The following is a 13,951-nucleotide window of genomic DNA, read 5'->3' on the forward strand; positions in this document are numbered from 1 at the left end:
TGAGTAGAATAAAACCTTTTATGGATGAGAATTTTCTCCTTCAAACAGAAACAGCAAGAATTCTTTATCATGAACATGCCAAAAACATGCCCATTATAGATTATCATTGCCATCTCGAACCCAAAATGATAGCTGAAGACTACCGATTCCGTTCCATAACTGAGCTTTGGTTAGGTGGCGATCATTATAAGTGGAGAGCAGAACGAACAAACGGCATAGATGAAAAATATATCACAGGTGATGCAAGTGATTGGGAGAAATTTGAAAAATGGGCGGAAACCGTTCCATACACTTTAAGAAATCCTCTTTATCATTGGACTCATTTGGAATTAAAAACAGCTTTCGGCATTTCCAAACCTCTTAATCCTATTTCTGCCAAAGAAATTTACGATGCATGTAATGAAAAATTAGCAACTAAAGAATTCAGCGCAAGAGGATTAATGCGCCATTATCATGTAGAAATAGTCTGTACAACTGACGACCCTGCTGATACGCTGGAATATCATAAAGCAATTAAAGCCAGTGGATTTGAAATAAAAGTATTACCAACCTGGCGTCCAGATAAGGCTATGGCAGTAGGAAATAGCAAAAGCTATCGTGCTTATATTGAACGACTTTCAAAAGTGAGCGGAGTTAATATCTCTACTTATAACGATCTGATTGAAGCACTACGCAAGCGGCAAGAATACTTTGCTTTACAAGGTTGCAAATTAGCTGACCATGGAATCAACTATTTCCCATGGGCAATATGTTCTACTGCAGAAACTAACCAATTATTCCAAAGAATATTGGATGGCAAAGCATTAAATAGCGAAGAAATAGAAAAGTTACAAACGTCTTTATTGCTCGACTTTGCTCGAATGAATGCCGAGAAAGGATGGGTACAACAATTCCACTATGGCGCGCAGCGTAACAACAATACCATCATGTTCAATGCACTCGGACCGGATACAGGATACGATTCGATTTTGTCATATAATTGTTCACAAAGCATGGCTCGTTTCTTGGACACATTGAATACTGAAAGCAGGTTGACAAAAACAATCCTTTACAACTTAAATCCTACAGATAATGCCGTAGTTGCTACTATGTTAGGTAACTTCCAAGATGGTTCATTCCCTGGTAAGATTCAATTTGGATCAGGATGGTGGTTCAATGATCAAATAGATGGAATGGAAAAACAAATGAACGATTTGTCGCTATTAGGTCTATTAAGCCGATTCGTCGGCATGTTAACAGATTCACGCTCATTCTTATCGTATCCTCGACACGAGTATTTTCGCCGAGTCTTATGTAATTTATTAGGAAATGACATCGAGAACGGATTAATACCGGAGAGTGAAATGCCACGAGTTTATCAAATGGTTGAAGATATCAGCTATAATAATGCTAAAAATTATTTTAATTTCTAATACCCAAATAGACAATGGAAAGAACATGGAGATGGTTTGGCAAGAAGGATAAAATAACACTTGCCATGTTAAAAGAAATAGGCGTGCAAGGAATCGTAACTGCCTTACACGACATCCCCAATGGAAACATTTGGACTAAAGAAAAGATACATGACTTAAAAACTTATATAGAGAGTTATGGCATGCGCTGGAGCGTGGTTGAAAGCCTTCCGGTATGCGAGAGCATCAAATATGCCGGACCTGACAGAGATCAGCTGATAGAAAATTATAAAATCAGTCTGAAAAACTTGTCACAAGAAGGTATTCATACTATATGCTACAATTTCATGCCGGTACTTGACTGGGCTCGCACAGATTTAGCTCACCCAAATCCAAATGGGACAACCAATCTATATTTCAGTCATGCAGCATTTGCATACTTCGATATATGTATTCTAAAACGTAAAGACGCAGAAAAGAGCTGGAATAAAGAAATCTTAGAAGAAGTAGAAAGATTAAAAAATACAATGACTCCTGCAGACGACCACAAGTTAGTTGAGAACATCATTGTTAAGACCCAGGGATTTGTCAGTGGCAATATTAAAGAAGATGATCAACATCCTGTTGAATTATTCCGTCAATTATTAAACTTATATAAAGGAAGTACAAAAGAGCAATTACGTGAAAACATGTGCTACTTCCTCGCAGCCATTATGCCAACTTGTAACGAATATGATATGTACATGTGCATGCATCCTGATGATCCTCCTTTTCAAATCTTGGGCCTGCCACGTATCGTTACAAACGATGAAGATATTAGCTGGTTCCTCCATGCTGTTGATGATCCACATAATGGATTAACATTTTGCGCAGGCAGTCTTTCTGCCAGTGTTCAAAATAATGTGGTTGATCTGGCAAGAAAATATGCTTCAAGAACCCATTTCGTTCATCTTCGCTCCTGCCATATCTTCCCTAACGGAGATTTCACGGAAGCATCTCATTTAGGTGGTCGAGCAGATATCATTGAATTAGCTCGGATATTTGAAAAAACAAATCCCAATCTGCCTATGCGTGTCGACCATGGTATGACTATGTTAGGTGATACAGAAAGAGGATATAATGCCGGTTACAGTTTCTTAGGAAGAATGTTCGCGATGGGACAGGTACAAGGCATCCTTGCAACCGTTGATAGGGAATTAGGACTTGAATATAAACAATCCGGTTTTTATGATTAATCAAAAGTATAAAACATATAAACTTATGAACAATTTATTTAATATTACAGACAAAGTTGTGGCTATTACCGGTGGGTGTGGAATTTTAGGTACTACCATAGGTAAATATCTCGCAGAGAATGGAGCAACTGTCATCATGCTCGACCGTGTTCCTGAAGAAGGAATAAAAAGAGTGAAAGCGATTGAAGATACAGGTGGAAAAGCAGATTTCTTATTAACTGACGTTTTAAATACTGACGTCGTAGAAAAGAATGTTGATGATATCATTGCTAAATATGGTCAAGTTGATGCTCTTTTAAATGCTGCCGGCGGAAACTTGAAAGGTGCTACCATTGCCCCCGATCAGACAATCTTCGATTTGAACCCGGAAGATTTTCAAAAAGTCTTAAACTTAAATTTAACCGGAACAGTAATTCCTTCCCAAGCATTCTTAAGGCCAATGGTAAAACAAAAGAAAGGTTGCATTGTCAACTTCTCTTCTATGGCTGCATTCCGTCCTTTGACGCGTGTCTGCGGCTATGCGGCAGCTAAAGCAGGCATATCGAACTTTACAGCCTACTTAGCTGCTGAATGCGCAAAGAAATTTGGTGATGGAATCCGTGTTAATGCCATTGCCCCCGGATTCTTTATTACCAATCAAAACCGTGCATTACTGACAAATCCGGATGGCACGTTAACCCCAAGAGGGCAAGATGTTATTCGCCAAACACCATTTGGCAGAATGGGAGAACCTGAAGAACTCTGTGGCACTATACATTATTTAATTAGTGATGCCGCTAAATTTGTATCCGGAATTGTTGTTCCTGTTGATGGAGGTTTCAATGCATTTTCTCTTTAAATTCTTATGACATGAGTAAAATAATTACTTTAGGTGAAATCATGCTTCGATTGTCTACTCCGGGCTATACACGTTTTGTCCAAGCTAATACATTTAACGTAACGTATGGTGGCGGAGAGGCAAACGTTGCCGTAAGTTGTGCCAATTACGGGCATGATACTTATTTTATTTCAAAACTTCCTAAGAATGAAATAGGTCAAGCCGCTCTGAATCATCTGAGACGTTTTGGGGTTCATACCGATTTTATTGCTCGAGGTGGAGAACGATTAGGTATTTATTACTTAGAATCAGGAGCTGCCATGCGACCAAGCAAAGTTATCTATGATCGGACACATTCCGCTATAGCAGAAGCAACCCCCTCTGATTTTGATTTTGATAAGATAATGGAAGGAGCAAACTGGTTTCATTGGTCGGGTATAACTCCTGCAATATCAGATAATGCTGCAGAATTGACTCGTTTAGCTTGCGAAGCGGCCAAACGTCATCATGTAACTATCTCCGTTGACTTAAATTTCCGCAAGAAATTATGGACAAGCGAAAAAGCGCAAACCATTATGCGCCCGTTAATGAAATATGTAGATGTCTGTATTGGTAATGAAGAAGATGCCCAGCTATGTCTTGGCTTTAAGCCTCAAGCGGATGTCATGAAAGGACAAACCGATGCCGAAGGATATAAAGGCATATTTACAACCATGCAGAAAGAGTTTGGCTTTAAATATGTCATCTCTACTCTTAGAGAGTCTTTTTCTGCCAGCCATAACGGTTGGAAGGCGATGATTTATGACGGTAAAGATTTCTATATCTCTAAACGATATGACATTGAACCTATTATAGATAGAGTAGGTGGAGGAGATTCTTTTTCAGGTGGTATTATTCATGGCTTTCTAACAAAGAAACCAATGGATGAGGCTCTGGAATTCGCAGTGGCTGCTTCTGCATTAAAACATACTATCAATGGCGACTTTAATATGGTTTCAGCTGAAGAAGTAGAAGCTTTGGCAGAAGGTAATGTTAGCGGTCGCGTTCAACGTTAAAAAATATATGGCAAAGTTTGATAAAATATCTGTATTGAACAAAATGGGTTCTACAGGAATGGTTCCCGTCTTTTATCATGACGATCCTAAAATAGCAAAGAAGGTGGTAAAAGCTTGCTATGACGGTGGAGTTCGAGCTTTTGAATTTACTAATCGTGGAGATTTTGCGCACGAAGTTTTTGCTGAAGTCATGAAGTTTGCTTGGAAAGAATGTCCGGATTTAGCTTTGGGAGTAGGAACGGTTGTCGACTCGGCAACAGCATCCTTATATATACAGCAAGGGGCATGCTTTGTGGTCGGTCCTTTACTGAACTCGGAAGTAGCTAAAGTATGTAACCGAAGACTAATTCCATACGCTCCGGGATGCGGAACGGTTTCCGAAATCGGTTTCGCCCAAGAAATAGGTTGCGATCTGACAAAGGTCTTCCCCGGAGATATATACAGTCCTCGATTTGTAAAAGATTTAATGGCTCCTCTGCCATGGAGTAAAATCATGGTGACGGGAGGTGTTGAACCGACCCAAGAAAATCTGAGTAGCTGGATTAAAGCGGGAGCTTTCTGTGTCGGGATGGGTTCAAAACTCTTTCAAGAAGATACCATTCAAGCCGGTAATTGGCAAGCCATTACCGACAAATGCAAAGAAGCATTAGATTATATCGCGAAAGCTAAGAATGCGTAAAATACTCCCATCTATCATCATACGAAAAGCGACCATAGAAGATTTGTCTTCTATCATGCCGCTTTTTGAACATGCTCGGCAGTACATGGTCGAAACAGGTAATTCTCATCAGTGGGTTGATGGCTATCCATCAGAGATTCTGGTAAAAGAAGAAATCAATGCCGAGCACTGTTTCGTTTGTCTAAACGAGGCACACAAAATAGTCTGTACCTTCTGCTTCATTATCGGAAAAGACCCAACCTATACGGTGATAGAAAACGGACAATGGCTAAATGACTTACCCTATGGCACTATTCACCGCATTGCTTCGGATGGAACAATAAAAAGAATGACTGATAGGTGTATAGACTGGTGCCTGAAAATAATCCCGAATATCCGAATTGATACACATGAAGACAATAAGGTAATGCAACATGTTTTGATAAGAAATGGATTTAAGCGGTGTGGTATTATCTATACTCATAATGGAACGCAAAGAATAGCGTTCCAACTTACTAAATGATATATGGTATTAAAAACATAAACAAAGCTGATAAAAGAAATCATTTCCTTCCAAAGTCGGCAGGAATCTCGCCCCACTTATTAGTCTCCCATTTCAGAAGTTGTGTGGTATATTCATTATCATTCAGCCAGTTTTCTGCTCGTTCTATAAGTTGGAACAACTTCTCTGTCTTTGCGTTCCGCGCTAATTTTGTTTTGCATTTCTTGTTCTTCACCCAAAGTAGCGCATTCCGACTATCGGAATAAATGGGCATATCCAGATTCTTTTGCTTCAATAATGCCAATCCGTGAACAATAGCAAGAAACTCTCCTATATTATTTGTTCCGAATATCGGACCGAAATGAAAAATCTCCCGTTCAGACCCTAAATACACTCCCCGATACTCCATTTGTCCGGGATTGCCACTGCATGCTGCATCCACGGCTAAGCTATTAAAATTAAAATCTTTAGGCAAACGTTTGGATAGCTCTTTCGATGTTGGAACTATTCGCTTTCCTTTTGCTGCTCGTTTCGCGGCTTGTTCTTTTAAATAAACCGCCGCGGGAATAGAAAAAGCGCGCTCCGCCTCCTCCTTTGAATTAAAAGATTGATAAAGCGCGCCTTTATAGCCTTTTACTTGGAGTTGGCAATCTGTCCACGAATCATATATCCCTGAACTAACCCCCTTCCAAACAACATAATATTTTTGTTTCCTCGCCATTAATCACATTCTGTCAGGGACTTCTATGCCTAACAGTCCCATAGCCGATTTGACAATCTTCGCAACATTGGCACTCAATGCTAAACGGAAAATCTTCTTTTGCTCATCTTTCTCATGCAATATGCTGTAATCATGATAGAACTGATTATATTCCTTCACCAAACTATACACATAATTAGCTATATCCGATGGGTTATAGTCTGTTCCCGCTTCCTCAACAACAGTTTTATAATCTGCTAAGAGTTGAATTAAAGCTTCTTCTTTACTGCTAAGCTCCACACCGGTAGGAATTACATCGGGAATCTGAATACTTTCTTCTGCAGCTTTACGTAAAACAGATTGAATACGAGCATGTGTATACTGAATAAACGGACCGGTATTACCATTAAAATCTATGGACTCCTGAGGATTAAACAACATATTCTTACGAGCATCCACTTTCAAAATGAAATATTTCAATGCGCCCAGACCAATAATTCTCGAAATGCCATCAGCCTCTTCTTGATCTAAACCGTCTAACTTACCCAATTCTGAACTGGTCTCTTTTGCTGTCTGAATCATATCAGCAATCAAATCATCAGCGTCAACAACCGTCCCTTCACGACTCTTCATCTTACCATTGGGCAACTCAACCATTCCGTATGAGAAGTGAACCAACTCTTTTCCCCACTTAAAGCCCAACTTATCTAATAGAATAGACAACACTTGGAAATGATAATTCTGTTCATTACCAACTACATAAATCATCTTATCAATTGGATAATCCTCGAAACGAAGTTTGGCGGTACCAATATCCTGAGTCATATACACAGAAGTGCCATCACTACGAAGCAATAGTTTTTGGTCGAGCCCTTCCGGAGCCAAATCACACCAAACAGAGCTATCTTCCTTCTGATAGAACAGCCCTTTCTTCAAGCCTTCAATCACCATCTTCTTGCCTTCCAAGTAAGTTTGCGATTCGTAATATATCTTATCGAAGTAGACGCCCATCATCTTATAAGTCTCATCAAATCCGGCATAAACCCATTCGTTCATTTTCGCCCAAAGAGCACGAACTTCCGAATCACCGGTCTCCCACTTACGAAGCATCGCATGTGCTTCTTTCATTAACGGAGCTTCATCTTCGGCCTTTGCCTGAGCCTGCTCCTCAGTCATACCGGCAGCTATATTCTTTGCTTTCAGTTCTGCGACTTCCGCTTTATAATGCTTATCGAACGCGACATAGAAATCACCAATCAAATGATCTCCTTTCTTTCCTGTCGATTCCGGAGTGGCCCCGTTTCCCCACTTCTGCCAAGCAAGCATGGATTTGCAAATGTGAATACCACGATCATTCACAATATTAGTACGAACAACTCTATTTCCATTAGCAGCAATAATATTGGCTAACGCATTACCTAACAAATTATTGCGAACATGACCGAGGTGCAAAGGTTTGTTTGTATTCGGCGAAGAATACTCTATCATCACCAACGGAGAATCAGCTTTCACCTCTTTCTTACCAAAATTCGAATCCGCCTGAATGCTATTCAACAATTCAATCCAATAGTCAGAAGCAATAGTCAGATTAAGAAATCCTTTAACCACATTATAGTTAGCTATCAGATTCGGTTCATTCGACTTTAAATACTCACCTATCACTTCCGCTGTCTCTTCCGGCTTCTTCTTTGTGATTTTAAGAAATGGAAAAACAACCAATGTAAGATGACCTTCAAATTCTTTTTTTGTCTTCTGCAACTGAACCATCTTAACCGGAACTTCTTGACCGAACAGTTCCTTTATGGCATTGATAACCGACGCAGTCAGCCTTTCTTCTATATTAACCATATCTTTTTCTATTAATTGAATCGCAAAGTTAAAAAAAATAGCTGAATTTATCAGCAAAGCTTTTTAATTACTTCTTTTTCAACATAAAACCGTCCAAGCCGAAAGCCGAGTAATAAAGGCTTCTCCTTTTGCAATTTTCCTTGATCGATTACTATCAACTCATTGCTTTTCAATAAACTGATAAATTAAATGCTGTTTTTACAAAGATAAGTATTTCGATTTATAATAAAAGAATATCATCCTTTCTTTAAATAACCTGCTAAACTCATCTGCGAAAGATACTTTTTTCACCGGTTCTTTTTCTGACTTTTGCTTTGTCTTCCCGAAAATTTATACATAGAAACCTTGTGCCTCACGCACGTGATACACATGATTCACGCACGTGGTGCACGTGCACCACGCAGGTGAGCCACGTGCACCACATGCGTGAACCACCTAATTTCTCCGGATGATTATACTAACTCTTTTGATGAAACATATTCATCATAAAGAGATTACGCAAAAACATCTTAATCGATCGAGAATTTCATTTCTAAAAAACTCACTATTACCTTCTTACTATTAAATATAAATAGATTTGCCTATATTTGTACAAAATATCATTGGAATGAATACACTCTCACCTTTTGCAAAACCACTGTATGTAATGCTGAAGCCTGTTGGAGCACACTGTAATTTAGCATGCGACTACTGCTATTATCTGGAGAAATTGAACCTGTATCCAAATGCGCAACACGTCATGAACGATGAACTCCTTGAGAAATTCACACAAGAATACATTGAGTCGCAGATGATGCCGGACGTTCTTTTTACATGGCATGGCGGTGAAACGCTGATGCGACCTCTTTCCTTTTATAAAAAAGCATTGGAATTTCAGAAAAAGTACGCAAAAGGAAGGAAAATAGACAACTGTATTCAAACGAACGGAACGCTTCTCACCGATGAATGGTGCCGTTTTTTTCATGACAACAACTGGCTGGTTGGAATCTCTATCGACGGACCACAGGAATTCCATGATGAATATCGAAGAACACGGCACGGACTGCCTTCGTTCCGAAAAGTAATGCATGGAATAGAGCTATTGAACAAATATCAAGTGGAATGGAACGCTATGGCAGTAGTGAATGATTTTAATGGTGACTATCCGCTTGATTTCTATCATTTCTTTAAACAGATTGGTTGTCATTATATTCAATTTACCCCAATTGTAGAACGAATCGCCAAACATTCCGACGGACGACATTTAGCTGCAGTAGAAGAAGAAAATGATGAAACAGCCGACTTCTCCGTTGCTCCTGAACAATGGGGCAGCTTTACTTGTGCTATCTTTGATGAGTGGGTGAAGAATGATGTTGGAGATTACTTTATCCAACTGTTCGACAGTACGTTGGCCAACTGGATGGGCGAGCAACCGGGAGTTTGCTCGTTGGCTAAAACCTGCGGACATGCCGGCGTAATGGAATACAACGGTGATGTGTACTCGTGCGATCACTTTGTCTTCCCACAATATAAATTAGGGAATATCTATAGGGAAACATTAGTAGAAATGATGTACAGCAGTAAACAGCAGGCATTCGGTCAAGCAAAATATACCTCACTCCCCAAGCAGTGCAAACAGTGTCCATATCTGTTTGCTTGCAACGGTGAATGTCCGAAGAATCGGTTCTGTAAAACGAAAGATGGAGAAGTAGGGCTAAACTATCTCTGCAAAGGATACCAACAATTCTTTAATCATGTGGCACCATACATGGACTTCATGAAAAACGAATTGCTGAATCAACGAGCTCCTGCCAATATTATGCAGGCCGTTAAAGAAGGAAAAATAAAATAATCAATATCCGCAGCTGCCCAGCTATCGAGATGAGCGCTGGACGTTTATCTCTGATAAAGAATAAAAGGTAACAGAAGTTTTCTCTTTTCATAGAAAATTGAGTAATATTGCAAATAAATAGAGAAAGTATGAAAAAAGAAACTCAGATTCTTGGCAAATGAACTGACGGTTCATCAGGTGAAGGCTATATGAGGATAGAGAATCATGAAACTGTTAGGCTTCGATCTTGGGGCAAACCGCATTCCATTTCAAAACATGACCGATGAAGAAGAAATGGGCATGAAGAAAGAACTGGAAGAAATCAGTTTCTTTAAACGCTGTAATAACTTTTAAACAATGAATATAAAAGCATATCTACAAAATTGGGCTGATACTTATAAAGAAGAATTGGTTACGAATATCATGCCCTTCTGGTTAAAACATGGTTTGGACAGAGTAAACGGCGGTGTTTATACTTGCCTCAATCGTGACGGTTCTTTAATGGATAGTACTAAATCTGTTTGGTTTCAAGGGAGGTTTGGGTTCATCGCAGCTTTTGCCTATAATAATATAAAAAAGAACCCTGAATGGCTCGAAGCATCAAAGAGTTGCTGCGATTTTATTATTAACCACTGTACTGACACAGACGGAAGAATGTTTTTTGAAGTAACAGCCGGCGGTACTCCGCTGCGTAAGCGTCGTTATCTTTTTTCAGAAAGTTTTGCGGCCATCGCCATGTCAGAGTATTCCATCGCTTCAGGTAATAAAAGTTATGCTTTGAAAGCATTGAAAATCTTTAAGCTGATGGTTAAGTATTTGGATACTCCGGGACTCTTGGAACCGAAATACTTACCTTCACTAAAAAGCATCAGCCATTCCATTACAATGATTTTAATTAATACCGCTTCACGCATCCGTGCAGCTATCGACGATGATTCTTTGGATGAGCAAATTGAAAAATCTCTGAAGGCTTTACACTTATTTATGCATCCGGAATTCAAAGCATTGCTTGAAATGGTCGGTCCGGAAGGAGAATTCATTGATACATGCAATGGACGGATTATTAATCCGGGACATTGCATAGAAACTTCTTGGTTTATTATGGAAGAAGCCAAACATCGCAAGTGGGATGCCGATTTAATGGTAATGGCTCTCCAAATCTTTGATTGGTCTTTCGAATGGGGTTGGGATAAAGAATATGGAGGTATTATCAACTTCCGCGACTGTCGTAATCTGCCCTCACAAGACTACTCCCAAGATATGAAGTTCTGGTGGCCACAGACGGAGACAATTATTGCCAGCCTATATGCTTATCTGGCAACGAAAGATGAGAAATATCTGGAAATTCATAAGAAAATAAGCGATTGGACTTTTGCTCACTTCCCCGATAAGGAATATGGAGAATGGTACGGCTACCTACATCGCGATGGAACTGTCGCTCAGCCGGCCAAAGGGAATATATTCAAAGGGCCTTTTCACATTCCACGCATGTTAATTAAAGGTTATATGCTATGTAACGAAATTCTAAACAATCAATAATATGATATTCTGCAGTTTACAAGACAGTGGACGAATTGAGCCACTTAATCCGTTATTTCAAAAGTTGTTCGATTATGTTAAATCACATGATTTCTCAAAGATTCCATACGGACGAATAAACATTGAAGGTGATAATCTATATATCAATTGGTCAATAGTGTCGGCAAAAACAAAAGAAGAGGCTGTTTTGGAATTCCATCACAAATATTTAGACATTCATATTCCTTTGGGACACGAGCTCTTCGGATGGAAAGCTACACGCGATATTAAACACATTTCTACTCCTTTTGATGAAGAAAAGGATTATGGCTTGTCAGATGATAAACCTACGGCATTTATTGATATTGAACCGGGACAATTCGTTATTGTTTATCCGGAGGATGCGCATGCTCCGAATATTGCTACAAAAGAATTTCCTAAGATTGTCGCGAAAGTAAGAATTTAATTTCTTATCACATATTACATTAAATAGCTTTGCTATTGAGCAACGAAGCTGTTTTTTTATTACTTTTGCAACAATATATAGTTAAAATGAAAAAACGATTTACATTCCTAAGCCTGCTCTTTGCAACTCTCTGGCTTATCTACATCTTTCAGAAGCCCTTGTTTATGCTTTATAACGGTGCACTATCTATGAGTGCATCGTCATCGTTAAAAGACTTTCTACAAGTCATGCAACATGGAGCGTCAATGGACGCTGCAATGGTCGGCTATATTATCGGACTTCCTTTCATCTGCGTACTTATCAGTATTTGGCGCAAACGATTTCCCCTAAAAAAGATTCTCATACCTTATTATATTATAGCAGCATTGCTCATTACAATAACTTTTGTGGTGGACATGGCACTCTATTCTTTTTGGGAATTCAAACTGGACGCAACCATCTTTGCTTATATAGATTCACCAAAAAATGCAGCAGCAAGCGTATCGTTAGGCTTTATCTTAATAAGAGTATTCCTGATTCTGTTACTAACGGCATTTAATTTCAAACTCATGTTGATGGTGACTCCAAAAATGTTGGAGAAAACAAAACATCGTGTCATAGGAACTATAGGAATGTTATTGATCGCCGGTATCCTTGTTCTGGTTATTCGTGGTGGCGTTGGACGATCTACTACAAATGTAGGACAGGCTTACTATTGCGAAAATCAATTCCTTAATCATTCAGCCGTAAATCCAACATTCAGTCTGCTGGCTTCAATGAGTAAATCTAAAGATTACAGCAAACAATTCAATTTCTTTGATGAAGAGAAACGTGCAGAATTATTTAACGGACTCTACTATACGTTAGACGGAGATTCTGTTCTCCAACTTTTAAATACAAAAACTCCGAATGTATTAATTCTTTTATTAGAAGGCTATGGAGCGCAGTTCATCGGAACATTGGGAGGTTATAAGGATGTAGCTCCCAATCTAAATAAATTATCAGAAGAAGGAATCTTCTTTACCAACTGTTATGCTGACAGCTATCGAACAGATAGAGGAATGGTTTGTGCTTTTAGTGGATATTTAGGACTTCCAACAGTCTCCCTCACGAAACTTCCGACAAAATGCAGTAAACTGCCTTCCATAGCAAAAGAATTAGAACAGAAAGGCTATTTTACTGATTTCATCTATGGCGGAGATATTGATTTTGCGAATATGAAAGGTTATTTAAAATCAACCGGCTTCCAACGTCTAACCTCTGCCGGTAACTTCTCTCTAAAAGAACAAACAAGTAATGCTTGGGGCGTAAACGATGAGTACACGTTCAATTATCTGTATAATGAATTAAAAAACAGAAAGTCCGGTTCATGGCATACTGCATTCCTTACACTTAGCAGTCACGAACCTTTTGAAGTTCCTTTTAATAAATTTGAAGATAAAGTAAAGAATGCATACGCATATACCGACGACTGCATAGGAAAATTCATTAATCAATTGAAAACTTCTCCTCTGTGGGATAATCTGTTGGTGGTTATTGTCCCTGACCACGGGCGCCATTACCCGGCAAATGAATATCCGAATGGTCCGAAATTCTTTCGTATCCCTATGATTTGGGTAGGCGGAGCGATAAAGCAACCGGTTAAAGTAGATAAAATCATGAATCAAAGCGATTTGCCCGCAACTCTGCTTGGGCAATTGGACATTGATCATTCCGAATTTACATTTAGTCGAAACATTTTAAGCAGTGAATATAAATATCCGTTCGCTTTCTACAGTTATAATAACGGATTTGCTTTCACTGACAGTACGGGAATCACTTTGTTTGATAATAATGCCAATGAAGTAATCATCAATCAACCATCAGCAAACGAGAATCGATTAGACCGTGGAAAAGCAATTCTCCAAAGTGTATTCGATCATCTTGCAGGAATTTAAATCTTTCAATTTGTAATCATTCACCACCTATGGAA

General features: G+C 39.0%; 12 protein-coding genes and 1 pseudogene. 11 read left to right on the plus strand and 2 right to left on the minus strand.

The features are described 5' to 3' along the window. The first annotated feature begins 20 nt into the window (after positions 1–20). Genes uxaC through LO761_RS03930 form a run of 6 tightly spaced genes read left to right on the plus strand, consistent with a single transcriptional unit; the run spans position 21 to position 5,679 of the window. Positions 21–1,412, plus strand: a complete 1,392-nt coding sequence (gene uxaC, locus LO761_RS03905) for a glucuronate isomerase (protein ID WP_407951543.1) — start codon at positions 21–23, stop codon at positions 1,410–1,412. 14 nt (positions 1,413–1,426) lie between these two features. Then, positions 1,427–2,626: a mannonate dehydratase gene (gene uxuA, locus LO761_RS03910; protein ID WP_272817023.1), complete on the plus strand. Its 1,200-nt coding sequence runs from the start codon at positions 1,427–1,429 to the stop codon at positions 2,624–2,626. 25 nt (positions 2,627–2,651) lie between these two features. Next, a complete protein-coding gene (locus LO761_RS03915) occupies positions 2,652–3,464 on the plus strand; it encodes an SDR family oxidoreductase (protein ID WP_272817024.1) in 813 nt (270 codons plus the stop codon). An 11-nt stretch (positions 3,465–3,475) separates the two neighbouring features. After that, complete coding sequence (locus tag LO761_RS03920) at positions 3,476–4,498, plus strand: sugar kinase (protein ID WP_272817025.1); 1,023 nt, start codon at positions 3,476–3,478, stop codon at positions 4,496–4,498. Between the two features lie 7 nt (positions 4,499–4,505). Then, positions 4,506–5,177: a bifunctional 4-hydroxy-2-oxoglutarate aldolase/2-dehydro-3-deoxy-phosphogluconate aldolase gene (locus LO761_RS03925; protein WP_272817026.1), complete on the plus strand. Its 672-nt coding sequence runs from the start codon at positions 4,506–4,508 to the stop codon at positions 5,175–5,177. After that, on the plus strand, positions 5,170–5,679 hold the full coding sequence (locus LO761_RS03930) for a GNAT family N-acetyltransferase (RefSeq protein WP_272817027.1): 510 nt from the start codon (positions 5,170–5,172) through the stop codon (positions 5,677–5,679). The genes LO761_RS03925 and LO761_RS03930 overlap by 8 nt, the downstream gene beginning before the upstream one ends. Before the next feature lie 40 nt (positions 5,680–5,719). Here LO761_RS03930 and LO761_RS03935 read toward each other — a convergent pair whose 3' ends face one another. Beyond that, positions 5,720–6,379 carry a ribonuclease H family protein gene (locus LO761_RS03935; protein WP_272817028.1) on the minus strand — a complete coding sequence of 220 codons (660 nt, stop codon included), beginning with the start codon at positions 6,377–6,379 and terminating at the stop codon, positions 5,720–5,722. A gap of 3 nt (positions 6,380–6,382) precedes the next feature. Next, positions 6,383–8,206: an arginine--tRNA ligase gene (gene argS / locus LO761_RS03940; protein WP_272817029.1), complete on the minus strand. Its 1,824-nt coding sequence runs from the start codon at positions 8,204–8,206 to the stop codon at positions 6,383–6,385. Positions 8,207–8,813: 607 nt separating this feature from the next. Here argS and LO761_RS03945 point away from each other — a divergent pair. The 5 genes and pseudogenes from LO761_RS03945 to LO761_RS03965 all read left to right on the plus strand — a co-directional run bounded on the left by LO761_RS03945 (position 8,814) and on the right by LO761_RS03965 (position 13,916). After that, positions 8,814–10,037 (plus strand): anaerobic sulfatase-maturation protein, encoded by a 1,224-nt coding sequence (locus LO761_RS03945; protein WP_272817030.1) that lies wholly within the window; start codon positions 8,814–8,816, stop codon positions 10,035–10,037. Positions 10,038–10,235: 198 nt separating this feature from the next. After that, positions 10,236–10,370, plus strand: a pseudogene (locus LO761_RS03950) (dihydrodipicolinate synthase family protein); the annotation flags it as partial. Positions 10,371–10,373: 3 nt separating this feature from the next. Next, complete coding sequence (locus LO761_RS03955) at positions 10,374–11,555, plus strand: AGE family epimerase/isomerase (protein WP_272817031.1); 1,182 nt, start codon at positions 10,374–10,376, stop codon at positions 11,553–11,555. Position 11,556: 1 nt separating this feature from the next. Next, a complete protein-coding gene (locus LO761_RS03960; RefSeq protein ID WP_272817032.1) occupies positions 11,557–12,000 on the plus strand; it encodes a YhcH/YjgK/YiaL family protein in 444 nt (147 codons plus the stop codon). An 86-nt stretch (positions 12,001–12,086) separates the two neighbouring features. Further along, a complete protein-coding gene (locus tag LO761_RS03965) occupies positions 12,087–13,916 on the plus strand; it encodes an LTA synthase family protein (protein WP_272817033.1) in 1,830 nt (609 codons plus the stop codon). The last annotated feature ends 35 nt before the right edge of the window (positions 13,917–13,951 follow it).

Source organism: Phocaeicola oris, from assembly GCF_021295095.1.
GTDB lineage: Bacteria > Bacteroidota > Bacteroidia > Bacteroidales > Bacteroidaceae > Phocaeicola > Phocaeicola oris.

Excerpts from the sequence above, each read along its gene's own strand:
- uxaC (WP_407951543.1), top strand. The coding sequence starts at position 21 with ATGGATGAGAATTTTCTCCTTCAAACAGAAACAGCAAGAATTCTTTAT.
- uxuA (WP_272817023.1), top strand. The coding sequence starts at position 1,427 with ATGGAAAGAACATGGAGATGGTTTGGCAAGAAGGATAAAATAACACTT.
- LO761_RS03915 (WP_272817024.1), top strand. The coding sequence starts at position 2,652 with ATGAACAATTTATTTAATATTACAGACAAAGTTGTGGCTATTACCGGT.
- LO761_RS03920 (WP_272817025.1), top strand. The coding sequence starts at position 3,476 with ATGAGTAAAATAATTACTTTAGGTGAAATCATGCTTCGATTGTCTACT.
- LO761_RS03925 (WP_272817026.1), top strand. The coding sequence starts at position 4,506 with ATGGCAAAGTTTGATAAAATATCTGTATTGAACAAAATGGGTTCTACA.
- LO761_RS03930 (WP_272817027.1), top strand. The coding sequence starts at position 5,170 with ATGCGTAAAATACTCCCATCTATCATCATACGAAAAGCGACCATAGAA.
- LO761_RS03935 (WP_272817028.1), bottom strand. The coding sequence starts at position 6,379 with ATGGCGAGGAAACAAAAATATTATGTTGTTTGGAAGGGGGTTAGTTCA.
- argS (WP_272817029.1), bottom strand. The coding sequence starts at position 8,206 with ATGGTTAATATAGAAGAAAGGCTGACTGCGTCGGTTATCAATGCCATA.
- LO761_RS03945 (WP_272817030.1), top strand. The coding sequence starts at position 8,814 with ATGAATACACTCTCACCTTTTGCAAAACCACTGTATGTAATGCTGAAG.
- LO761_RS03955 (WP_272817031.1), top strand. The coding sequence starts at position 10,374 with ATGAATATAAAAGCATATCTACAAAATTGGGCTGATACTTATAAAGAA.
- LO761_RS03960 (WP_272817032.1), top strand. The coding sequence starts at position 11,557 with ATGATATTCTGCAGTTTACAAGACAGTGGACGAATTGAGCCACTTAAT.
- LO761_RS03965 (WP_272817033.1), top strand. The coding sequence starts at position 12,087 with ATGAAAAAACGATTTACATTCCTAAGCCTGCTCTTTGCAACTCTCTGG.